Annotated in this window: 19 protein-coding genes; 18 read left to right on the top strand and 1 reads right to left on the bottom strand. The window is 36.1% G+C overall.

Going from position 1 to position 23,463, the window contains the following annotated elements:
• Nucleotides 1-32 precede the first annotated feature (32 nt).
• From CLOCL_RS16795 to CLOCL_RS16775, 5 genes are all read left to right on the top strand, one after another.
• Nucleotides 33-929, top strand: a complete 897-nt coding sequence (locus CLOCL_RS16795; protein ID WP_014256457.1) for a helix-turn-helix transcriptional regulator — start codon at nucleotides 33-35, stop codon at nucleotides 927-929.
• 75 nt (nucleotides 930-1,004) lie between these two features.
• Nucleotides 1,005-1,520, top strand: coding sequence for a ClbS/DfsB family four-helix bundle protein (locus CLOCL_RS16790; RefSeq protein ID WP_014256456.1), 516 nt, complete (start codon nucleotides 1,005-1,007; stop codon nucleotides 1,518-1,520).
• Between the two features lie 274 nt (nucleotides 1,521-1,794).
• Nucleotides 1,795-3,204: an ABC transporter substrate-binding protein gene (locus tag CLOCL_RS16785; protein WP_014256455.1), complete on the top strand. Its 1,410-nt coding sequence runs from the start codon at nucleotides 1,795-1,797 to the stop codon at nucleotides 3,202-3,204.
• 111 nt (nucleotides 3,205-3,315) lie between these two features.
• Entirely contained in the window at nucleotides 3,316-4,200 is an 885-nt protein-coding gene (locus CLOCL_RS16780; RefSeq protein ID WP_014256454.1) for an SPL family radical SAM protein, read from the top strand.
• Between the two features lie 194 nt (nucleotides 4,201-4,394).
• The gene (locus CLOCL_RS16775) at nucleotides 4,395-5,096 is read left to right on the top strand and encodes a hypothetical protein (protein ID WP_014256453.1); all 702 of its coding nucleotides are present in this window, start codon (nucleotides 4,395-4,397) and stop codon (nucleotides 5,094-5,096) included.
• A gap of 180 nt (nucleotides 5,097-5,276) precedes the next feature.
• Here CLOCL_RS16775 and CLOCL_RS16770 read toward each other — a convergent pair whose 3' ends face one another.
• Nucleotides 5,277-5,930, bottom strand: coding sequence for a DUF4397 domain-containing protein (locus tag CLOCL_RS16770; RefSeq protein WP_014256452.1), 654 nt, complete (start codon nucleotides 5,928-5,930; stop codon nucleotides 5,277-5,279).
• 135 nt (nucleotides 5,931-6,065) lie between these two features.
• On the opposite strand from CLOCL_RS16770, the gene CLOCL_RS16765 reads away from it, so the two are divergent.
• The 13 genes from CLOCL_RS16765 (at nucleotide 6,066) to CLOCL_RS16705 (ending at nucleotide 23,461) form a co-directional block, all read left to right on the top strand.
• Complete coding sequence (locus CLOCL_RS16765; protein ID WP_014256451.1) at nucleotides 6,066-6,554, top strand: P-loop nucleotide/nucleoside kinase family protein; 489 nt, start codon at nucleotides 6,066-6,068, stop codon at nucleotides 6,552-6,554.
• A gap of 335 nt (nucleotides 6,555-6,889) precedes the next feature.
• Nucleotides 6,890-9,979: an EAL domain-containing protein gene (locus tag CLOCL_RS16760; protein WP_014256450.1), complete on the top strand. Its 3,090-nt coding sequence runs from the start codon at nucleotides 6,890-6,892 to the stop codon at nucleotides 9,977-9,979.
• A gap of 320 nt (nucleotides 9,980-10,299) precedes the next feature.
• Nucleotides 10,300-11,439, top strand: coding sequence for a trans-sulfuration enzyme family protein (locus tag CLOCL_RS16755; protein ID WP_014256449.1), 1,140 nt, complete (start codon nucleotides 10,300-10,302; stop codon nucleotides 11,437-11,439).
• A 415-nt stretch (nucleotides 11,440-11,854) separates the two neighbouring features.
• Entirely contained in the window at nucleotides 11,855-13,468 is a 1,614-nt protein-coding gene (locus CLOCL_RS16750) for a nitrite/sulfite reductase (protein WP_014256448.1), read from the top strand.
• 50 nt (nucleotides 13,469-13,518) lie between these two features.
• Nucleotides 13,519-14,244 (top strand): phosphoadenylyl-sulfate reductase, encoded by a 726-nt coding sequence (locus tag CLOCL_RS16745; RefSeq protein ID WP_014256447.1) that lies wholly within the window; start codon nucleotides 13,519-13,521, stop codon nucleotides 14,242-14,244.
• A gap of 2 nt (nucleotides 14,245-14,246) precedes the next feature.
• The gene (gene cysD, locus CLOCL_RS16740; RefSeq protein WP_014256446.1) at nucleotides 14,247-15,128 is read left to right on the top strand and encodes a sulfate adenylyltransferase subunit CysD; all 882 of its coding nucleotides are present in this window, start codon (nucleotides 14,247-14,249) and stop codon (nucleotides 15,126-15,128) included.
• Nucleotide 15,129: 1 nt separating this feature from the next.
• Nucleotides 15,130-16,926, top strand: coding sequence for a GTP-binding protein (locus CLOCL_RS16735; RefSeq protein ID WP_014256445.1), 1,797 nt, complete (start codon nucleotides 15,130-15,132; stop codon nucleotides 16,924-16,926).
• Between the two features lie 177 nt (nucleotides 16,927-17,103).
• The gene (locus CLOCL_RS16730; RefSeq protein ID WP_014256444.1) at nucleotides 17,104-17,661 is read left to right on the top strand and encodes a hemerythrin domain-containing protein; all 558 of its coding nucleotides are present in this window, start codon (nucleotides 17,104-17,106) and stop codon (nucleotides 17,659-17,661) included.
• 571 nt (nucleotides 17,662-18,232) lie between these two features.
• Nucleotides 18,233-19,198 carry a phosphotransferase gene (locus tag CLOCL_RS16725; protein ID WP_014256443.1) on the top strand — a complete coding sequence of 322 codons (966 nt, stop codon included), beginning with the start codon at nucleotides 18,233-18,235 and terminating at the stop codon, nucleotides 19,196-19,198.
• Nucleotides 19,199-19,385: 187 nt separating this feature from the next.
• The gene (locus CLOCL_RS16720) at nucleotides 19,386-19,916 is read left to right on the top strand and encodes a ferritin (protein ID WP_014256442.1); all 531 of its coding nucleotides are present in this window, start codon (nucleotides 19,386-19,388) and stop codon (nucleotides 19,914-19,916) included.
• Between the two features lie 34 nt (nucleotides 19,917-19,950).
• The gene (locus CLOCL_RS16715; protein WP_014256441.1) at nucleotides 19,951-20,268 is read left to right on the top strand and encodes a hypothetical protein; all 318 of its coding nucleotides are present in this window, start codon (nucleotides 19,951-19,953) and stop codon (nucleotides 20,266-20,268) included.
• A gap of 131 nt (nucleotides 20,269-20,399) precedes the next feature.
• Complete coding sequence (locus tag CLOCL_RS16710) at nucleotides 20,400-22,022, top strand: IS1182 family transposase (RefSeq protein WP_014256440.1); 1,623 nt, start codon at nucleotides 20,400-20,402, stop codon at nucleotides 22,020-22,022.
• 323 nt (nucleotides 22,023-22,345) lie between these two features.
• Nucleotides 22,346-23,461, top strand: coding sequence for an NAD(P)/FAD-dependent oxidoreductase (locus CLOCL_RS16705; protein WP_014256439.1), 1,116 nt, complete (start codon nucleotides 22,346-22,348; stop codon nucleotides 23,459-23,461).
• The last annotated feature ends 2 nt before the right edge of the window (nucleotides 23,462-23,463 follow it).

Genomic DNA, 23,463 nt, shown 5'->3' with positions numbered 1-23,463 from the left:
TAATATTATCAAAGATGATGGGAGATACATATATGCAGGAGAGCAGGTTGTTCAAAATTGTGTATTATTTGCTGAACAAGGGACAGGCCAGCGCTTCCGAGATGGCGGAACGGTTTGAAGTATCTGTTAGGACAATTTACAGGGATATTGACACATTAAGTAGTGCAGGCATTCCTATATATGCGAAAACCGGCAGGAATGGCGGAATCCGATTTATGAATGGTTTTGTTCTTGATAAAATACTGTTGTCCGAACAGGAGAAACAGAAAATACTGTCTGCACTGCAGAGTATAACAGCTCTTAATGGTGGTAATGAAAAAGATATACTGGAAAAATTAAAGGCACTTTTTCAAGTTAATTCGGAGAACTGGATTGAGGTGGATTTGTCCCGATGGGGAGAAAAGAAGAGGGATAATGAAAAGTTTGAACTTTTAAAATCTGCAATTATTAACCATAGATGTGTAAGGATTATTTATGCAAATACTTATAAAGAGCCTGGGCAAAGAACCGTACAGCCGCTTAAGCTGCTTTTTAAGGCGAGGGATTGGTATTTGAAAGCCTATTGCCTTGAAAAAATGGACTTTAGGATTTTTAAGCTAAATCGTATTCTGCAATTGGAGCTGTTAAATGAATACTTTTCTCCCATTTCTTATCCGGAACAAAAAATTGAGGAATCGCAAAAATACACTCCAGTAACGCTTCGTTTTCCTAAAGAGATGGCTTACCGCGTGTACGATGAATTTGACATTGAGCATATCAAGACTGATGCAGAGGGAAATTTGACAGTTACAGCTCATATGCCTGAAGATGCTTGGCTTGTCGGATTTCTGCTTTCCTTCGGAACCAAGGTAGAAATTATTGAACCTGTGCGTTTAAAAGGAATTGTTGCAAAAGTGGCAAAAGAGATTTATGAAAAGAACAAAACTTGACATAGGATGTCAGAATTTTATTGTCATAATATCCCTATGAGATAAAAATTAAAATACCAAAAAGGAGAACACGTTATGCAGGGATATGAAAACAAGAAAGCTCTGATTTGCGAGATTGAAAAAACGGCGGAACTTTTTATTAATGAGTTTGTGAATGTGGAAGAAGCCGACAAGGACAAGCTTATTGACGGTGTGGATAGAACACCGGCACAGATGATAGCCTATCAGTTAGGATGGATTGATTTAGTTATGGGGTGGGACAGGGCTGAAGCTGAAGGGAAGACGGTTGTTACTCCCTGTGAAGGCTACAAATGGAATAACTTAGGTGCGCTATACCAAAGCTTCTATGATAAGTTTTCGTCATATTCTCTGACTGAATTGCAAGATTTATTTAAAGATAAAGTCCGCTCTTTTGTCTGCTGGCTTGACGGTTTTACAGAGGAGGAGCTTTTCATAGCAGGCAGCCGTAAATGGGCATCTTCTACACCATCCAATTGGCCGGTTTGGAAATGGGTACATATTAACACGGTTGCTCCGTTTAAGTCCTTTCGCAGCAAGATTAGAAAGTGGAAAAAATTAAATGCGAAGTGATAGTAAAAAGCCTTAGGTACGTTTTTAGAGTTTACTTATCATAAAATGCCAATCGTAAATATTTGAAGATAAAATACTTATATAATATTGCTTTTTTTTAATAGGATAGTGAGATGAGGGACAGTTCTTTATTTGATATATAACAGTTTTTATAGGATAAAATAATAGAAGTACAGTAAATAATTGACATATAAAATATTTATTAATTATAATATAGATAAATAAGTTTTTCTTATGATAACAAGGCTTAAAACAAAATTGTCAGGAATAAATAATGAATAGGTTTATAACAATATTGAGAAGAAAGAAGAGATTAATAAAGAACCTTCATTTCATTAAAAGAGCCGGAGCTATAGGAATTAGTGTTCTTATGCTTTCTTTATCACTTGTTGGCTGTGAGCATAATGAACAATTACCGGTATCCAATCAGGAAACTTCTGCACATGTCTTAACTTCAAAAGTGAGTGAGGAAATCAAGACTGAGGAATTAAAGGGAGAATTTATGTTCTGGCACTTTGATATAAATGAAGGTATAAAACTTGCAAGGGCATTTGAAGCAAAACATCCGGGAGTAAAAATTAATGTGCAAACTAACAAAGAACCATATGAGCATTATTCATTCCCGTTTGGATTTTATGAAAATTATCCGGATGTTTGTGCTGCAGAAATTGGATATGTCAAAAGGTTAGTGAACATACCGGATGCGCTTGAAGACCTATCTTTACCTCCCTACAATGCAGAAGAGTTGACAGGCAAAATGGTACCCTACACTGTGGATGTTGGAAGAAGCGATGATGGAAAAATTAAAGCATTGACAAATAGTGCAATACCCGGTGGTATAGGATATAAGAGGGATATTGCCAGAAAGTATTTTGGAACTGATGATCCTGATGTCATAGCAGAAATGCTCTCTTCAACTGAAAAAATAATTGATACGGCCAAAAAGCTAAGAGAAAGAAGCGAGGGAAAAGTAAAGCTTGTTCCAGGACATAATGAATTAATGATAATATATTTGGCCGGACGTAGCGAAGGATGGATAAAAGAAGGCAAATTAAATATCGATCCAAAAATGTTAGAGTATATTGACTTGCAAAAACAACTTAGAGATATGGGTCAGGATGGTGGTTTGGAGGCTTGGACACCAAGTTGGCAAAAGGCTGTTGCCGATGATAGTTATTTCATGTTTGCTATTCCTACATGGGGTATCCCTTACATAATCGAGATATACGATACAGTTAACAAAGATACCGGTAGATGGGGGATAGCAAAGCCTACTTATCCCTACTTTTGGGGTGGTACATGGTATGGTATCACCAAAAAATCTACCCCTGAGAAGAAGAAACTTGCATGGGAATTTATTAAATTTATATGTACAGATACGGAACTTCTTGAATCAATTGCTAATTCTCCTGGAGCATTTATTAATAACACGGAAATGATTGAAAAGCTGTCAAAGGATGCTGGTTTTATAAACAAGACTATTAATCAGAATCTGTATGAAGTGTTTAAATCGGAACTTTCGAAGGTTAATGGAAAGTTGGTTCAGAGATATGACACATCTTTTGAAAATATGTTTGTAGATTTTGTGTTAAGTTATTTAACCGGAAATATGTCAAAAGAAGAAGCGCTTAATTATTTTAAAGAAAGTGTAAAGGAAGATTTCAAGGATATTGTTGTTGAATAAATTTTGTATGACGGGATAAGGTTTATTGACTTAAGAATATAGCTTATGAAAAGCAGAAAAACTTGATATGATTGATTCAAGGGATTTATATTTTTAGGAAAGGGTTTATAAATGGAATTCATTGATGCAAAAACAATAGTATCCGGGTATTCAGAAAACAATCCCTGGTTCGGGATTAATTACAATATGAATATCTATAAGGGTTGTTGCCACGGCTGCATTTACTGTGACAGCAGGAGTGAGTGCTATGGAGTGGATGATTTTGACAGGGTGAGAGCAAAGAAAAACGCTCTTGCCATAATTGAGCGAGAGCTTAAATCAAAGCGAAAAAAGGGTGTTGTCGGAACCGGTGCTATGAGCGATCCTTACAACCCTCTCGAGAGAGAATATAAGCTTACAAGAGGTGCGTTGGAACTGATAAATCGGTACGGTTACGGTGCTGCAATTGCTACAAAAAGTGATTTGATATTGAGGGATATTGATATTTTAAAAGAGATATCGAGGTATTCTCCGGTGCTAATAAAAATAACTATTACAACTGCCGATGACCTTTTATGCAGCAAAATTGAACCTAATGTATCCCTTTCCTCCGATAGGTTTAGAACAATAAAGAAGCTTTCCGGCGAAGGGATATTTGCAGGTATCTTGTTAATGCCTGTACTTCCTTTTATTGATGATACGGATGACAATATAATAAAGATTATAGAGCTCGCAAGTCAAAATGGGGCAAAATTTATCTATCCGGCCTTTGGCGTGACTTTACGGCAGAATCAAAGGGAATGGTATTATAGCAAACTGGACGAGCTTTTTCCGTCACTGAAAGAAAAATATATAAAAAGCTACGGAAATTCCTATGAATGCCGTTCTTTAAGGTCAAAAGAATTGTGGGATTTGTTTAAAAATAAATGCAATGAATGCGGTATACTTTACAAAATGAATGACATAGTTAAAGGATACAAGGACCCGTATATAAATGAGCAGATTTCACTATTTTGATTCATATATGCTGAAATAATATAGTTAACCCAGTTTATTTAATGCTGTTTCTTATATTGGGAGAATTTGAAACATTCTATCATATTATGCTTTATGCTGTTGACGCCAATATCCTAAAATAATAAAATAATCATATAAGGAAAAATTTATTTTATAGAAATATATATTTGATAAAGAAAGTCTTGGGAGAATTTATGTCTGATTTTTTAGCTCCTATCAAGAAAAAAGTAATCAATAGATTTTTTATTGCTTTTAATGTCTCTATTTTATTGACTTTTTTGGTTTGTTCATGTAAAGCTGAATTTCCTGTTGATTCTGAATCTAATCATAATTCAATGGATAGTACTGAACTTTTAAAGGTTACACCTTTGCCGATTTTATCGACTGATTCTGTTTCATCCGAAAAATCAGGTTTATCGGATATTAAAACTCCTGATGTTATTAATACGTCAACTGTAGTCTCGTCTCCGGAAATTTCTCCCACACCTCCATTGCCTGAGCCGGGAGAATTGTTTATTGTCGGTATAGATAAAGAAGGAGCTGTTGAATGGGATAACTCCATAGGTTACGATAGTTTGCAGATATGTATGAACTTAAATGTTGGTGAAGCAGGAACTTATATTGTCAATGCCACTTTATCCACTTTAGATGGTCAAGTAATATCTTTTGGGAACCTGATAAGAGGTGGAGGAGTTACTAACGCATTGGCTTCAACATCAATGAAATGCGATAAAGGCTTAAATAACAGATTTGTTTATTTTGGCGGAAGTGCAATAAGAAATTCAAAAAAGAACGGGCCATATAAGGTTAATATAACCATTTATAATACATCAAAGAAAAAGTTGGACAGTATTGAATATGAAACAAAAAAATATGATTATAAGCAATTTAATTAAAATTATGTTGAAACAGCGTGACAGACATTCGACTATTAATGAATTTTATCTATAACGTTAATTATAAACACCTGTATGAGCAATTTAAAAACAGAAAACAGCTTCCAGTGCTATAAGTCGGCATAAAAGTACTGGAAGCATTTTGTTTTTAAGAGCTCTTCAGCAAAGGAAAATTACAACCTACCGGATATAGGTGTTGCCGTCTAAGGGTATAAGCACTTGAAGAGGAGGAGTTCCTGCAACAACACCTATGGCATATATGGTGTAAAACCTTCCGGATTCCAATAGAATGTTTGGAACATATAGAATTCTTTGACCTGTACCTGAAATCTTAAGGTTAAAAGTATATGTTCCCGGATTAAAAGGTATATATTGAGTTATTCCTGTATATGTTACATTGCCAAATATTATATTCCCGCCCTGTATCTCTACATCAACAGCAGGTGCGTTGGGGGAAAGATTTACAAACCTTAGCATTAGGTTACCGGCGGGAATGTTTATGCGGGGTTCTTCTATCCGAAGTAAGGTAATGCTTGAGGGTATACCTACGGCCGCTATGGTAAATATTGACCCGCCAGGTATGTTAATTACTGTACTTAGGATTGGATTGACTGTTTGACCTGCGGGGAAGACGGTTATATTGTAGCTTGCGCCGGGAAGTGCCAAATATTCGGTAAATTGCCTATAACTCAGATTTCTTGCAATGGGGCTTCCATTTGCATATATATCGACGGCCGGAGCATTCGGTACAGCATGCAGAAGTCGGATGTACGAAGGTATTATTGGCTGCCTGGGGTAAAGGTTGTATGGATAACCATAAAAATCGGTATACATTTATTGATAGCACCTCATTTTATTTTTTATGACATAATATTCATAAAATATGCAAAAGGTTCACATAATGTTATAATAATATCAGTGTTTCTGAATATTTTCTGTTATCTGGAAATCCAAACGGATGGTGTAAAAATGGCAAAAGTAATTTTGATATGCGGTAAAATTTGCAGTGGAAAAAGCTATTATTCTAAAATGCTAAAGCAGAAAATTAATGCTGTTATTCTGTCCTGTGATGAAGTGGTATTTGATTTGTCAATGGAGAACATTGGTGATAAGCACGATGATTTGGTATGTAAGATAAAAAAATATTTATATAAAAAGTCACTGGAAATTATTGAAGCAGGAAACAATGTCATTTTGGATTTTGGTTTCTGGAGCAAAAAGGAACGGGACGAAGTATCAAGGTACTATATGGAAAGAGGTATTGATTTTGAGTGGCATTATATTGATATTTCCGATGAAGAGTGGAAGAGAAATATAAATGAAAGAAATGATCTGGTATGTAAAGGTCTTTCCAGGAACTTTTTTGTAGATGAAGGACTTTTGAAGAAAATGGAATCAATATTTGAAGAGCCTTCAAAAGAAGAAATTGATGTGTGGTATATTTATAAAAGATTGTGAAAATCAGGTAAAATAAGTTAATTAATAACTTTTAATATTAACAGTTTTAATACATATAAAGTAGTACTGGTTGACTTTATTAGACAAAATTCGTATAATAAAAACAGTAGTGTTTTTTATAGTAATTTAAGAAAAATGCACATCAAGTAACTGCTAATCATTGAATTGCTGGTCAATAGGTAAATGAATTGTCAGGAAAAGAAATTAAGGCATTGAATTTTTTACAAATAATCCCTTTTACCTGGAGGATTAATGAATAATTTGTCGAATATAATTAAATTACAGTTATTTTAATTTTATATTTTTAGGAAGGGTAGAAGGAGGCTTATATATATATGCCTTTACCATATATATTTTCGCTGTTGTTTCTTATTACAACTGCAGTTTTATTGTTTTATGGCTTGTATGTTCTTTCGCTGAATATAAAGTCGTCACTTCATATATTATTTTTTATCCTTTGTTTGTGTTTGTCGGTGTGGTCCTTTTCCTTGTCTATTTCAAATACTGCACAGAATTATGAAACATGTTTATTTTGGAGAAGAGTCGGAACCTTAGGATGGGGAACTTTTTTTAGCTTTTTGCTGCATTTTATTGTTATTATTACTGAAAAAGCCGATATTTTGAAGAAAAAATGGATATACATTCTTATATATCTTCCAGCTGCTTTAAATGTTTTTGTCTTCGGCCTATACGAAAAAATAGCTGTAAAACAGTATAATCTCATAGAGACAAGTTCCGGATGGGTTAATGTCTGCTGCAATACATTTTGGAATTGGATGCTGTATGCATATGACTTAAGTTTTTTCCTGGTAGGGTTTACGTTGTTAGTCCGCTGGGCTGTTAAATTGGAGGAAGGGGATAAAAAGAGTAAAGCCTATTTGATATGTTTACTGTTTGCTTGCAGTTTTGTAGCAGGAACTTTGTCTGAAGTTATTATAAATTCCATGTTTTCAATTAAGATACCTCAAATAGTTCCGTTACTTTTTATTATTCCAATGACTCAAGTGCTTTACTGTATCAAAAGATACGGATTTATGCTTAAGAAAAAAAATAGCGACTCCTCTGATTTTCATAGCATTCTTAATGAAGACAGCCGGGAGAGGTTATATCTTAATTTTAGTATAGCCTTTTTGTTAGGAGCCTTTGTCAATATCGGAAGCATGTATTTTACTAAAAGGGCAAACTTGGAACCGGTTTTGCTGTTTAGTGCTTTTATGATATTTATCGGGATTGGACTTCAGGCTATTCAACAGCTAAATATCAGATTGAGCTATAAAGATTTGCTTTCGAATATAATTTTATCAATTTCAATTCCGATTATTACGCTGAGGTATTTTGATTATAGTGCCATTTATGCCGGTATAATCCCTGTGTTATTCATCGTTACGTCAATAGCGTTCAGCCAAAAGCACATACTGGTGTTAAATGGGATTTCTTCATTATTTACTCTTGTCTGGATTTGGATAAATTCTCCTTCTACTATAGTTGTTAGGTTTACACACGTAGATCATGCCGTTAGAATAATTTTGTTGCTGTCAATATTTATAGTTGCTTATTATATTAATTATGTCTATAGCAAAAGGCTCATAGAGAACGAGGAAAAGTTAAATGCCCAGAAACTCCTTTCTCGTATATCTTCCATATTTATGAATACCAATGAAAATAATATTGAAGAAAGGATAAATGAGGTTCTTAAACTGTGCGGAAACAATTTCAATATAGATCGCACTTTTGTGTTGTTTTTTCCCAACGGTCAAAAGACAATGAAATATTTTGAATGGTGCTCCGACTGCGAATCACCTATGAATGATGCTGCAAAGGAAAAAAAGGTCAGGAAAGTTTTTGAATTGTTGGATATAAGTCCGTTTCAGCAGCAGGAATTTGACAGCCTGCCATATTTAGCTGCAACTATGGAAGAATATATGGAAAAAGAATATGTCAGAGATGAAGAGACAATTTCTACCATTATAAATCCATTACGAGACAAAGAATGTGTAATAGGATTAATGGGATTTGAAAGTGCAGGACAAAAGTTAAAATTTAAAGAATATCATAAAGAAACTTTTAAAGTCCTGGCGCATATGATTTCAGACATAATGCTAAAAGTGGATGCTGAAAAGGAAATTAATTATAGAGCAAATTATGATGCCTTAACAGGGCTTCCAAACAGGGCTATGTTTATGAATCAGGTAAGAGGAGCCATAAAATTGGCGGAACGTTCGGAAAAGCTTGTTGGAATTGCTTTTGTGGACATAGATTCCTTTAAGTATGTTAATGATACTTTAGGTCATGATGGCGGAGATTCCCTGTTAATGAAGATTGGAGAAAGGATTTCGAGTTGCCTGCGCCTGTATGATATTGTGGCACGTTTTGGAGGGGATGAATTTGTAATAATGATCCCTCAAATTTCCCATGTTGAAGATATATGTGCAGTGGCAGAAAAAATTACAAGTAGCTTCAAACACCCTTTGACGGTGGGCGACCAGGAATTTTTTATAACTGTCAGTATGGGTATTTCTGTATATCCTATTGACGGCAATGAGGTGGAGAGTCTTGTTAAAAATGCTGCTGCGGCAATGTACATTTCAAAAGAAAATGGAAAGAACAAATACACCATGTGCTCGTCTTTTTTGCAGAAGCAAATTGAAGTAAATGCCAACCTTACAAACAGTTTGCATCTTGCAATACAGAGAAAAGAATTTATTTTAAACTATCAACCGCAGGTTAATGCGCAAACTGGTGAAATAGTTGGCGTTGAGGCTCTGATTAGATGGAATCACCCACAAAAAGGATTAATATCACCAGGAGTATTTATTCCATTGGCTGAAAAAAATGGACTTATTAATCATATTGGGCAATGGGTGCTTCAGGAGGCTTGTGAACAAAATAATAAGTGGCAGAAAATGGGGCTTAAACCGATAAAAATGGCTGTAAACTTGTCTTTGGGTCAGTTTTTAAATCCCAATCTGGTTGAAATTGTAGAAAATATACTCAAAAAAACCCAGTTGGATCCTGCTTATCTTGAATTAGAAATTACTGAAAGTATTGCTACCTATGATGTAGAATACATTACCAGTACACTGAACCGGCTTAAAGACCTTGGAGTTACCATTTCCATAGATGACTTCGGTACGGAATATTCATCCTTGAGTAGATTGAGAATTATGCCTGTTGACAAGATAAAGATTGATATGAGATTTACACAGGGTATATATAGGGGAACTAAGGATGAAAGTATTATTAAGGTGATGTTGCAGTTGGGAAAAACTTTTGGGCTTAAAGTTTTGGCAGAAGGTGTGGAAAATGAATATCAGTTGAGATTTCTAAAAGAGAATCAGTGCGATGAAATTCAAGGTTTCTATTTTTATAAACCGATGCCTGCGGAAGAGTTGGAATTGATTTTGAGGGGAAATAAGAATATTTAGTCCAGCCGAATCTTTTCTCGATGAAACATATCGAAAAAAATTAATATTTTTGTCATTATTATTTCCAAATAAATGATCATATTTTATAATATAGCAATACCGGAATGCTGTTTTGTAACCTGGGGCCGAAAGAGAACAGCTGTTTCTGCATGACATTATAAAGCAATATGATTGACAAAATATATGCTTTGTAATACTATATAACATATCGGATAAATAAGGATAAAAACTATTATGTTTTGAGGAAAAGGGCATTTCTTTTTTTTATAGAAATTACAATTAAGATGATAGGAATAATTGTGAATGGGAGGAGAACGGAAATGGGAGTCAATATTAACACCAAACTGGTACATGGTTACAAAGGCTACGATCCGCAAACAGGTGCGGTGAGTTTTCCAATATATCAAAGTGCAACTTTCAGGCATCCCGGTTTGAACCAGTCCACTGGATATGATTATTCAAGGCTTCAGAATCCTACAAGAGAGGAACTGGAAAAAACTATTGCATTATTGGAGAACGGTAAACACGGATTGGCATTTTCCAGTGGAATGGCTACGGTATCTGCAATATTAAAGCTTTTTTCTCCAAAGGATCATATAATTGTTTCTGATGATTTATATGGGGGTACATACCGTATTTTTGAAGAAATATATAAAAAATACGGTTTGGAATTCAGTTTTGTAGACACCGAATGTATAAAAAATATTGAAGAGAGTATAAAGCCCAATACTGCAGCCATATTTGTTGAAACTCCGTCAAATCCCATGATGAAAATAACTGATTTACGTGCAGTTGCGGAACTTGCAAAATCAAGGGGAATTTTAACTATTGTTGACAATACATTTCTTACACCCTACTATCAAAGACCCCTTGAGCTTGGAATAGACATTGTACTCCACAGCGGAACGAAATATCTTGCCGGACACAATGACACATTGGCAGGACTTATTGTAGTGTCCGATGACGAAATAGCAGAAAAGCTAAGATTAATACAGAAATCTGAAGGAGCTGTGCTGTCACCTTTTGACAGTTGGCTTGTATTAAGAGGAATAAAGACTCTTGGTGTACGCCTTGACAGACAGCAATATAATGCACAGAAAATTGCCAATTGGCTAAAAACGCATGACAAGGTTGAAAAGGTTTATTATGCTGGACTGCCTGAAAATCCGGGCTATGAAGTACTGTGTAAACAAGCCTCTGGATTTGGAGCTATGATTTCTTTTCATGTTAAGGATGAAAAACTGGTAGAATCGTTACTTGAGAGGTTAAAAGTTTTCATTTTTGCTGAAAGTCTTGGGGGAGTTGAAAGTTTGATAACCTATCCTGTAGCGCAGACTCACCAGGCTATACCTCCTCACATCAGAGAAAGGTTGGGGGTTAATGAAAAGCTGCTTAGAATATCTGTGGGAATTGAAGATGCAGATGATTTAATACAGGATTTGGAACAGGCAATGAGGTAGATATTCCGGTAAAAAAATTTTACAAAATAAATGAACAGAACTAATGTTTTACTTAAAAATACTAAAAGGGGAAAGTTTTAATTAATTTTCCCTAATGATAAAATTAACCCGACTAATCCTATATGTAATATCATAAATATGTGTTGACAATATAATGAATGTCATGGTAATATAAACCTAACAAATTATATAGGAATAGTAATGTTATTGTATGAAGGCGAAATGTTTTAGTTCCCTTTGTATAAGGACAGACAGAAGGATATATAATACATAAAAACTTACAAAACATATAGGAAAAATAATAATTGTGCCGATTTATATTTGCAATGAAGTTTGGATGAATCGGCTATTCTTACAAAACATGTACCGATTAATAGTACATAAATGGCTGATGTTATGCCAGGGGGGTTGACACATGGCGTATGAGCAAATTTGGAATCAGAATATCCAATTGCTGAATGATGTTGAAAAAATAAAACTTAAAAGAGATGGATTGGATGTTATTGAAACCATCGTCAATAAGTACTCAAAACAAGGTATTGAGTCGGTGTCCGATGAAGACAGGATACTGCTCAAATGGGCGGGAATTTATGAACAAAAGCCCAAAAACGGATTGTTTATGCTAAGAATCCGCATCAATACCGGAAAGATTGATGTACCTGCAGCAAAAATATTGGCCGAAATTGCAGAAAAATACGGCAGAGACTTTATGAGAATATCCACCCGTGGGGCAATTCAGTTTTATAATATACGCATGGAAGATTTACCGGAAATATTCCTTAAGCTAAACAGTGTCAAGCTTGCAAGTTATGAGTCGTGCGGAGACTGTCCCAGGACTGTTATAGGGAATCCATTAGCAGGAATTGACAAATACGAGCTTATGGATACCACCGAACTGGTAAATCAGGTTAACGATTTCTTTCTTCTCAACAGAGATTTTTCAAATCTTCCGCGAAAACTTAAAATTTCAATTTCTGCAAGTACAAGAAATGCCGGAAATTCTGAGATAAACGATATTTCCTTTACACCTGCCGTAAAAGTTATAGACGGCGAGGAGGTAGCAGGGTTTCATTTAAAAGTAGGAGGCGGGCTCTCCTCCAAACCTATGATGGCAAGAGAAGTTGATGCCTTTATACTTCCGGAACAGGTACTGAAAGTAACGGTGGCAATAGCGACTATATTTAGGGATTTTGGATACAGGAACAACAGAAGCCGTGCCCGGCTTAAATTCCTAGTGGATGACTGGGGAATAGAAAAATTCACCGAGAAACTCTTTGAATATACCGGTGAATTGCCAAAGAGAGGAATTGATAAAAGCGACGGTTCCAATTCGATAAATTACTACGGGGTACACAGACAAAAGCAGGAGGGTAAGAGTTACATAGGAGTTCATATTCCTTTAGGACATATGACATCAACAGACTTTAAAGAGCTGATTGAAATAAGCGAAAAATATGGAGACGGAATTCTTCGGACCACGTCGAGCCAAAACATTATTATTTCGGGGATTGATAATGAAAAAGTTTCCGAGGTGCTGAAAAATAAAATATTTGAAAAGTTCAGCCATAAGCCTGAAACGTTCTTAAGCAAAATTGTGGCATGCACTGGTTCAAAATTCTGCAACCTTGCCTTAATTGACACCAAAAACATAGCACTAAAGCTTTCAAGCTATATAGATGACCGATTAAAGGCTGATGTGCCCATTAGTGTTAAGATTTCAGGGTGTCCCAATTCCTGTGGGCATACATTAATTGCGGACATTGGAATTAGAGGTGCCCTGTTAAAGGAAAACGGAAACTCCTGTGAGGGCTTTGATGTGTTCTTGGGAGGGGCTTTGGGAAAAAATGCTGCTTTTGGGCAAAGACTTAATTTAAGGTTTAAGGAAGAAGACTTGCTAAAAGCAGTTCACAGTTTCATTGAAAATTATTTAAATCATCGAAAGGATAATGAGACTTTTCACAGTTTTGTAGAAAGAGTCGGTTTGGAGTATTTTGAAAAATTGCAAAGTCAAATTGAACCCGGTTATTAGTTGTAACTTAAAAGGAAAAGGATAATTGAATGTAAGTAAGGAGGTAACTCATGATCAAACAGGAAATAGAGAAATTGAACAAGGAATTTTTGGATAAATCACCTAAAGAGATAATCTGCTATGTTTTGGATAGATTTGGAACATCGAGAACAATCCTGGCATCAAGTCTTTCCATTGAAGACCAGGTGCTGACCGAAATCTTTGCAAAAAACAGTGCAAATCCCAGAATATTTTTCATTGATACCGGAAGACACTTTCAAAACACATATGATTTAATGGAAGAAACATCTTCAAGATATGGCTTCAAATATGAGGTTTATGCACCGTCTAACGAGCAATTGGAGAGAATTGTTTCACAGTATGGTCCAAATATGTTTTATGAGAGTGTCGAGTTAAGGAAGAAATGCTGTGAGGTAAGAAAAGTTGAACCTTTAAAGAGAGTACTTGCAACGGCGGATGTGTGGGTGTGCGGTCTTAGAAGGGAACAGTCTGTTACAAGAAGCAATATTGAATTGTTTGAATGGGATCACGCCCACGATATGCTAAAAATAAATCCCCTGGCCTATTGGACCGAGGAGCAGGTATGGGAGTACATACGCAGCAAAAACATACCTTATAACAGCCTTTATAACAAGGATTTCAGGAGTATCGGATGCCAACCCTGTACCCGGGCGGTTAGAAAAGGCGAAGATATCAGAAGCGGCCGGTGGTGGTGGGAAGATCCGGATAAAAAGGAATGCGGACTTCATGTTTCAAACGTCGTTAAGGAGGGGTAATAATGGATCATTTGGATAAATTGGAGGCACAGAGTATTTACATATTGAGGGAAGCATACAGGGAGTTTAAAAACTTATGCATGTTGTGGTCGATAGGAAAGGACAGCACCGTTCTTTTGTGGCTTGCCAGGAAGGCATTTTTCGGGCATGTTCCCATTCCGCTGGTACATATAGATACCCATTATAAAATTCCTGAAATGATTGCTTACAGGGATGAACTGGCGTTAAAATGGGGACTTACCATGATATATGGAGAAAATTCAAAGGCATTAAGAGAAAAGAACACGTTCCCTGACGGCAAAACAGACCGTTTGTCCTGCTGCCAGACCCTTAAATCCGAAGCACTGAAACATACCCTTTCCGGGGAGTGGCCCAGATATATTTTGGACCATAAAACTGGAAAATATGTTGAGGATACCAACAGAGAAAGATTTACCGGCGTGATTGTCGGTGTAAGGGCTGATGAGGAAGGCAGCCGTTCAAAGGAAAGGTATTTTTCACCCAGGGACAAGGATAATGACTGGGATGTGGGAGATCAGCCACCTGAATTTTGGAACCAGTTTAAGACGGATTTTGCACCCGGTACCCATGTGAGAATCCATCCTCTTCTTGACTGGACGGAACTCAATATATGGGAATATATCGAGAGGGAGAATATTCCTATCACTTCACTGTATTTTGATCAGGGAGACGGAAAGCGATACAGGTCTTTAGGTTGCTATCCGTGCACTTCGCCGGTGGAATCCACTGCTAAAAATGTGAGGGAGATAATAGAGGAATTAAAAAGCGGAAAATTTGCAAAAATTGCTGAGAGAGCAGGTAGAGCCCAGGACCAGGACGATGGCGGAGGCCTTGAAACGCTTCGCAAAGGAGGTTATATGTAATATGGCGGAAAGAGAGCAGATGAATATTGTTATAGTGGGGCATGTGGACCATGGAAAGAGTACTGTAATAGGCAGGCTCCTTGCTGATACCGATTCACTGCCTGAAGGCAAGCTGGAATTTGTCAAGGAATATTGCCGGAAAAATTTCAAACCCTTTGAATATGCGTTTCTGCTGGATGCCTTGAAGGATGAACAGGCACAGGGGATAACCATTGATGCTGCCCGGTGCTTTTTCAAAACCGGTAAAAGGGATTACATAATTATTGATGCACCGGGACATATCGAATTTCTGAAAAACATGGTTACCGGAGCATCCCGGGCTGAAGCTGCACTGCTTGTTATTGATGCGAAAGAAGGAATCCAGGAAAATTCCAAAAGGCATGGTCATATTGTTTCTATGCTTGGCATCAAGCAGGTTGCCGTATTGGTTAATAAAATGGATATGGTCGGGTTTAACAAGGAAGTTTTCGATACAATAAAGGCACAGTTTACGGAATTCCTTAACGGTATAAAAATCAGACCTGTAAATTTTATACCTATAAGTGCTTTTCATGGAGATAATATTGCATCAAAATCCGGTAATACACCATGGTATGAAGGGCCTACAGTATTGGAACAACTGGATGGATTCAGCAATAAGAAAAAAAATGCAGAGCAAGACTTTCGCATGCCCGTTCAGGATATATATAAATTTACTGAAAAAGGCGATGACAGAAGAATTGTGGCAGGGACAATAACCAGCGGAACAATAAGGGAAGGTGATGAAGTACTGTTCCTGCCGTCCTTTAAAAAGTCGGAAATTGCAAGTATTGAGGGATTTAACGTACCACCAAGGAAGGAAGCTGGTGCCGATGAGGCAATAGGGGTTACTCTTAAGACACAGATTTACATAAAACCCGGAGAAATCATGGTTAAAGTAAATGAACAGCATCCCAATGTCAGTTCGAAGTTTAGAGCTAACATTTTTTGGGTGGGGAAATCTCCTCTTGTGAAAAATAAAAAATATAAACTGAAAATAGGAACAATGAGAAGCAGTGTAAAACTGGTGGAGATTATAAGCATAATTGATGCAGCCCAGATAAATATCGACACTTTTAAGGACCAGGTGGAAAGGCACGATGTAGCAGAGTGTATTTTTGAAACACCAAAGCCCATTGCATTTGATATAATTTCCAATTTTGAACAGACAGGGCGCTTTGTAATTGTTGACAATTATGATATCGCAGGAGGCGGAATAATTCTTGAAAGCGTTGATGATCAGGAGAATAGTCTGAAAGAGCATATCAGAAAAAGGGAGTATTTGTGGGAAAAGAGTCTTATAACGGAAGAAGAGAGAAGAGAAGTATATGGGCACAAATCGAAGTTTATTGTAATTACTACGGGAAGTGAAGAGCTTGAAAAGAACATTCAGGATATAGGAAGGCAGTTGGAAAAAAGGCTTTTTAATACGAAGCATAAAGTTTACTTTCTTGGAATTTCCAGTCTTCTTGGCGGCCTTGGTTCGAATGTAAGTACCGAAAACGAGGACAGAATTGAGCAAATACATCAGATTGGTGAATTGGCAAGGATATTTACCGACTCGGGACAGATATTTATAACATCGGTTCATAATTTGGACGATTACGAGGCCTTAATATTAAAGGAGCTAAATGCGCCCAATGATATTCTGGTTGTCAATATTGGAGAATCACCCTTTAGCAATTTCATACCTGATGCCAGCGTGGGTATTGATGATGCAGTAAATGAAATTTGCAATATACTTGTCAAACAGGAAATAATTATCGATTATTTTATATAGTTTTGTAGAATCCTTCAGATGTGAGTAAACTTGCAACAGTCTGGGGTTATATTGATGAGCAAGCCTAAATACAAGCCTGAGCGAATGTACGACTTGCCAATAATTGAATGGAAAAAATCTGATATTTGTATAATAGGTTGCAAGTTACTTATAATACTATTGAAGGATGTGATTTGATTGGATGCAATAGATTTAATGGTTGAGGAACACAAACACATAAAAAGAATGCTGTCGGTAATAAGAAGAGCATGTATTGGAATAATGCATGGAAGAGAAATTGATTTTAACGATTTTAAAAATATGATTGATTTTATAAGAAACTACGCCGATAACCATCATCATGGAAAAGAAGAAAAAATCCTTTTTAACAGAATGATAGAATTAGGCGGTGCTGCAGAAAAACTGGTCAGGTTCGGAATGTTGGTAGAACATGATTTTGGCCGATTGTATATGCAGGGGCTAGGAGAAGCACTGGAACGGGTAAAGAACGGCGATGAGGATGCAAAGGTGGATGTTATTGCCAATGCCGTTTCCTACACCCATTTGCTAAACCGCCACATAGATAAGGAGGATAATATTGCCTATCCTTACGGCAAAAGGGAACTTGATTCAGAAGCATTAGACAACGTAAATGCCGAGTGTGAGGCTTTCGAAGCAGAAGCCGAAAAGTCTGGGATTCAAGAAAAATATTTGCGAATGTTGGATATGCTTGAGCAGAAATATGTGCTTATATGAAGGAAGATTTCAATGAGTGTGAATTGGTCCAACCTGGCCAATTCTTTTTGTTTATGAAAAGAGGATAAAGTGGGTATGCCTTAAGAGAGCTTAAATTGTCAAATGTATTGTAAATTGCTACCTGTTTATGCTATATTATATTAATTTTGGTTGTATTACAGTATATTATTTGATATGATTATTTAGAGCTTTTCTTGCGGAGAATTTGGGGAACTAATATCTACAAGCAGTAGCTTTTAATTTGCTCTGTGAGTTTGATAGTAAAAAAGAGGTGGAATTGGTCAGTGATAAACAGGATCAAGTTCCGGTTGCATTATTAGGTACAATAATGGATAATTTATCTATGGGCAGTCTGCAGCAATTTGGAAAAGAGCTTTCTATAGAGTTTTAAATCTGTTCAGAAAAGATTTTTAAATTTATCCGACAGTGATAAAAAACGTATAAGCGAGAATTGTGTATGGTTTGTGCAATCCTATATGGATAGACTTGGATAAGTTGTAATGTTTGCTTTAAAAGCTGTAAATTGATGACTGAACATATAAAGAATTGCAATAAATGGGGAATGGGTACTATGAATAAAAGCTTTGAAAAGGTAATTCTCAGATCCACAGGAGCAAAAGAAGTGTATGAAATTGAAGAGGTACAGGAACTTTGGAGCGGATATGGGAAAATACTGCGCTACGAATTGTCCGGAACAGAAGTGAAGAGTGTAATAGTAAAAAACGTATGCCTGCTCAAGCGGGCAGGTCAAATCCGGGGCGGGGATATATCCTTTGAGCGTAAACTGAAATCCTATAAAGTGGAAATGGCTTTTTATCAAAATTGGAGCCAAAGGTGCGGAAAAGACTGCAGAGTTCCAAAAGGATATGCTTTCGAATGGCAGGATGATGAGTTTTTAATGGTATTTGAAGACCTTGATGCTTCAGGTTTTAATGGGAGAATAAGAAGCGTGGGTTGGAAGGAAATACAGCTATGTTTAAGCTGGCTGGCTAATTTTCATGCAACTTTTATGGGTGAAAAACCTGAAAAACTGTGGTCAAAAGGAACTTACTGGCATTTGGATACTCGTCCCGACGAACTTAAAGCTATGAAGGACATGGCTTTAAAAAACGCAGCCCGTGCGATAGACAGAAAGCTTGACAGCTGTACCTATAAAACTTTTGTACACGGTGACGCAAAAATAGAGAACTTCTGTTTTTCCAATGACGGAAACAGTGTTGCTGCAGTGGATTTTCAATATGTGGGTGGCGGCTGCGGAATGAAGGATGTGGCATATTTTATTGACAGCTGTCTTTACGATGATGAGTGTGAAAGCTGGGAAAACGACATTTTAGAGTTTTATTTCAAGGAACTGAAAAAAGCTTTGGAAATGGTGGAGAAGAAAGTGGACTTTGAAGTATTGGAAAAGGAATGGCGTAAGTTGTATCATGTAGCCTGGGCTGATTTCTACCGTTTTCTTAAAGGCTGGGCACCCGGGCATTATGAAAGCAGATTCAGTGAGCGTATTTGCCGCAAAGTAATAGATGAACTTACATAGTTATTCTTTTTTGATATTTATAAGTAATATAATTTTTAATTTAGATCGATAAATACAGGGGTTAGTATAAGAATGTGAAAAGTTTGGAAATAACCGTTTTATTACGCTGTATTATGGGTATATTAAATAAAGATAAAGTTTAAAGAAAAAGTGTTTTTTAATACTTACTCAGAAAGGATGGGAATATATGATTAGTGAAAAAATGGAACAGCTTTTGAATGATCAAATCCAGAAAGAATTTTATTCCGCATATTTATATCTGTCTTTTTCAGCTTATTTTACTTCAAGGAACTTAAACGGTTTTGCCAATTGGTTTAAAATACAGGCAATGGAAGAAAGAGACCATGCCCTTATTTTTATCAATTATTTAAATCTTGTTGGCGGCAGGGTTAAACTTCAGGCAATACAAGCCCCGGAATGGGATTTTAAATCCATTGAGGAGGTATTGGAAAAATCCCTTGCCCATGAGAGGTCTGTAACCCAATCTATATATAGAATTGCCGATTTGGCTATTGAAGAACGGGATCACAAGACCAATTCCTTTATCAAATGGTTTATAGACGAACAGGCGGAAGAGGAGGACACTGCACAGCAAAATTTGAGCAAGATTAGACTTGTGGGGGAAAATGACGGTAAAGGAATTTTAATGCTGGATACCGAGATGGCGACAAGAGTTTATACAGTTCCTTCTCCTTTGGCAGGAAAAGAACAAGCATAAGGTGTTAATAGCAAATATAAAGGGGGCATTTTACATGCTTTGTAAAGATTTAAAGGTTGTAAATTTGAACATCACTGAAGATAACTACCAATATAAGGCTTTGTTCAGACTGTGTACCGATGAAAGTTGTATGGATATTGATATGGAAAATCTATCCGACAATACATTGCTTGAAGAAATAAAGAAAACTTTTTTCCTTGAGGATTCCATAGAAGAAATAAAGAATATAATAACGGAAAAAGTTATGGAAGCATCAAAAATTGAGTCTCGGATTGTGGAAGGCAAAAATTGCTGTGACGAGACCAAAGACAAGAAGGTGCAGAGGGATATTGATTCCCTGAGTACATCGTGACAAGAGAAGAAACTGAATTTCTATTAGCAGAAGGGGCTGTTGCACTAAGAAAATTAGTGTAACAGTCCTTTTGTGTCTAAAAAGCAAATTCCGGACTTCGAAAAGTCCGGAATTTGGTGTAAAATGTATTTATGCCACTAAATAATTTAACACATAAAGATTATACCATTCGCGGTGATTTCTATCAATTAAAATTGCCGTTAAATATTGAGTACATGATACCTAATGATGATTCTGTCAGGTTGCTGGGTCAGATAGTGGAGGAGATGGATTTAACAGAATTATATAAGACCTATTCCCGTATAAGGAAAAAACAAGCAACCCCAACACAGATGCTGAAGGTCATGCTCTACGCATATATGAATAATTGTTATACTACTCGAAAAATTGAAAGTGCTTGTAGGAGAGATATCAACTTTATGTACCTTCTTGAAGGGTCTCCTGCTCCAGATTATACAACAATAGCGAGATTTCGGAGCCTTCATTTTGCACCTGTTTCAGAAAATCTTATGGCACAATTTACTGAAATACTTGCTGAATGTGGAGAACTTTCAATGAAGAATCTTTTTGTTGATGGGACAAAAATTGAAGCTTCTTCAAACAAATATACTTTTGTTTGGAAAGGTTCTGTTACTAAAAATCAGCGAAAACTTATGGATAAGATTCCTGCATTTTTTAAGAAAGCAGAAGAAGATTACGGATTTAAAATTGTATATGGAGATAAAATCAAAATGTATCATCTAAAAAAGCTTAGGCGTAAACTATGCAAAATAAAAAAGGATGAAGATATCGAATTTGTCTATGGAATAGGAAAAAGAAAATCTCCTCTCCAAAAAACATTGGAACAGCTGGATGAATACATATCAAGACTTAAGAAATATAATAAGCATTTACATACCATGGGAGAGAGAAATAGTTTTTCAAAAACAGACCCTGATGCAACCTTCATGAGAATGAAAGAAGATGCTATGAAGAATGGGCAATTAAAACCTGGTTACAATATTCAGTTTGGAGTAGATGCTGAATACATAGTATGGATAAGTGCTGGTCCTCAGCCTACAGATACAACCACTCTAATACCATTCTTAAACAGTATCAAAAGTCATTTGAGGTATACTTACAAAAATATAGTTGCTGATTCAGGGTATGAAAGTGAGGAAAATTACGTTTATCTTGATGAAAACAACCAACGTGCGTTTATTAAACCATCCAATTATGAAGTTAGTAGGACACGTAAGTATAAAGCAGATATTAGCATAAAGGAAAATATGATATATGACAAAGAAAAGGATATTTACATATGTAGTAACGGAAAAAGGCTTGTAGTAACAGGAATAAAGTTCAGTAAAAGCAAAACAGGATATATAAGTAAGAAAACCTGCTACACATGTGAAGATTGTAGTGAATGTACTTTCAAATCAAAATGCATTAAGGGAAACAGCAAAAAACCGCTGGAAGAACGGACTAAACGTCTTGAGGTATCTAAATTATTCCAGCAAAAACGTGAGGAAGCCTTAGAAAGAATCCTCAGTGAAGAAGGAATCGAACTCAGAATAAATCGGAGTATTCAGGTCGAAGGGGTTATTGGAGAAATAAAACAAGATATGGGATTCAGACGTTTCTTGTGTAGAGGCAAAAAGAACATCTTAGCAGAATGCATTCTTCTTGCTTTAGCACATAATGTAAACAAACTGCATAACAAAATTCAATCACAACGATGTGCCACGTATTTACATCCAATAAAGACAGCATAAACATAAAAAATATTTATTGTATAATTAGCGAAGTGTGTGTCGTTTATTTAGTATACCCTTTTTTCAGGATCAACAAATAAAAGACAACGTTTTAAGGATAAAATATATTAATTTTAAATAAAAAGGGGCTATTGCATTACGATTATTAGTCTGTAATGCAACAGCCCCTTTTGTAGTTTTATGGATTATTATTTGTACTGCGGTGCTTGAATAATTATGTAAAAAAAGCTAAAATGATAGTATAGGGGTTTTTATCCGGAAAATAATTTGTAATAAAATGTATAAAATAGGGATTTTAAGGCATTGTGATAAGAAGGGTGTAAATGAGGTATTACGATAGGGTTATAATTGGTGCAGGTTTATATGGTTTATATGGGGCTCTGATTTGCGGAAGAAAAGGTTATAATGTTATTGTACTTGAATGCGAAAACGGCCCTTTTTTGCGTGCTACATATATAAATCAAGCCCGGGTGCACAATGGCTATCATTATCCCCGTTCTTTGTCAACAGTTAACAGTGTTACGGAATATTTTCAGAAGTTCAATAGAGAGTTTGAGTTTTGCATAAATTCATCCTTTAAAAAGATATATGCTACATCTTCAAAATACTCGTGGACCAGTGCAGCACAGTTTAAGAAATTTTGTAAGAATGCCAATATAAAGTGTATTGAAATTGACCCCGGTGAGTTCTTTAATCCGGGCATGTGTGACGGTGCCTTTGAAGTTGAAGAGTATACATATGATTCTGCAATTCTTAGAGATTATCTTTTGGAAGAAATAAAAAAATTTCCACAGGTTGAGCTGAAGTTCAATGTAAAAATAGAAAGTATTGAGAGAAGTTCCAGGGAATTTTATATAAATATAGATGGTGAAAATACAATATCTACCGGATACATTCTGAATGCCACCTATGCATCTGCAAATCAGATCAACACAATTGCGGGGTTTGAACCTTTTAAAATAAAATATGAGCTTTGTGAAGTAATACTATGCCATCCTGGGGAAAACCTGAAAAAACTTGGAATAACCGTAATGGATGGACCTTTTTTCTCTATAATGCCCTTTGGTAAAACCGGGCTTCATTCTCTTACTTCTGTTACTTTTACTCCGCATATGAGCTGCCATGAAAATCTGCCGCTTTTTGAGTGTCAAAAAAATAATCCTCTGTGCAGTGAAAATAGGCTTTTCAATTGCAATATCTGTGAATTTAGGCCGCCAAGTTCCTGGTCATATATGTCGGGAATAGCAAAAAAGTATTTGCGCAGCCAATATGACTTCAGTTTTTACAAATCCCTATATTCAATGAAACCGATTTTGTTGTCATCGGAGATTGACGATTCAAGACCGACAATAATAAGAAAGTATTGGGACAATCCCACCTTCATTAGTGTATTGTCGGGAAAGATAAGTACAGTATATGATTTGGAAGAGGTATTGTGATT

It is taken from the genome of Acetivibrio clariflavus DSM 19732 (assembly GCF_000237085.1).
Lineage (GTDB): Bacteria > Bacillota > Clostridia > Acetivibrionales > Acetivibrionaceae > Acetivibrio > Acetivibrio clariflavus.
The sequence above is the reverse complement of the archived record's forward strand: the minus strand, read 5'-3'. Positions and strand labels throughout refer to the sequence as shown.

Bases quoted from the DNA above. Each gene is read 5' to 3' on its own strand.
- CLOCL_RS16770 (WP_014256452.1), bottom strand. From the start codon at position 5,930: ATGTATACCGATTTTTATGGTTATCCATACAACCTTTACCCCAGGCAG.
- CLOCL_RS16760 (WP_014256450.1), top strand. From the start codon at position 6,890: ATGCCTTTACCATATATATTTTCGCTGTTGTTTCTTATTACAACTGCA.
- CLOCL_RS16775 (WP_014256453.1), top strand. From the start codon at position 4,395: ATGTCTGATTTTTTAGCTCCTATCAAGAAAAAAGTAATCAATAGATTT.
- CLOCL_RS16750 (WP_014256448.1), top strand. From the start codon at position 11,855: ATGGCGTATGAGCAAATTTGGAATCAGAATATCCAATTGCTGAATGAT.
- cysD (WP_014256446.1), top strand. From the start codon at position 14,247: ATGGATCATTTGGATAAATTGGAGGCACAGAGTATTTACATATTGAGG.
- CLOCL_RS16790 (WP_014256456.1), top strand. From the start codon at position 1,005: ATGCAGGGATATGAAAACAAGAAAGCTCTGATTTGCGAGATTGAAAAA.
- CLOCL_RS16780 (WP_014256454.1), top strand. From the start codon at position 3,316: ATGGAATTCATTGATGCAAAAACAATAGTATCCGGGTATTCAGAAAAC.
- CLOCL_RS16725 (WP_014256443.1), top strand. From the start codon at position 18,233: ATGAATAAAAGCTTTGAAAAGGTAATTCTCAGATCCACAGGAGCAAAA.
- CLOCL_RS16765 (WP_014256451.1), top strand. From the start codon at position 6,066: ATGGCAAAAGTAATTTTGATATGCGGTAAAATTTGCAGTGGAAAAAGC.
- CLOCL_RS16795 (WP_014256457.1), top strand. From the start codon at position 33: ATGCAGGAGAGCAGGTTGTTCAAAATTGTGTATTATTTGCTGAACAAG.
- CLOCL_RS16755 (WP_014256449.1), top strand. From the start codon at position 10,300: ATGGGAGTCAATATTAACACCAAACTGGTACATGGTTACAAAGGCTAC.
- CLOCL_RS16735 (WP_014256445.1), top strand. From the start codon at position 15,130: ATGGCGGAAAGAGAGCAGATGAATATTGTTATAGTGGGGCATGTGGAC.
- CLOCL_RS16745 (WP_014256447.1), top strand. From the start codon at position 13,519: ATGATCAAACAGGAAATAGAGAAATTGAACAAGGAATTTTTGGATAAA.
- CLOCL_RS16715 (WP_014256441.1), top strand. From the start codon at position 19,951: ATGCTTTGTAAAGATTTAAAGGTTGTAAATTTGAACATCACTGAAGAT.
- CLOCL_RS16710 (WP_014256440.1), top strand. From the start codon at position 20,400: ATGCCACTAAATAATTTAACACATAAAGATTATACCATTCGCGGTGAT.
- CLOCL_RS16720 (WP_014256442.1), top strand. From the start codon at position 19,386: ATGATTAGTGAAAAAATGGAACAGCTTTTGAATGATCAAATCCAGAAA.
- CLOCL_RS16785 (WP_014256455.1), top strand. From the start codon at position 1,795: ATGAATAGGTTTATAACAATATTGAGAAGAAAGAAGAGATTAATAAAG.
- CLOCL_RS16705 (WP_014256439.1), top strand. From the start codon at position 22,346: ATGAGGTATTACGATAGGGTTATAATTGGTGCAGGTTTATATGGTTTA.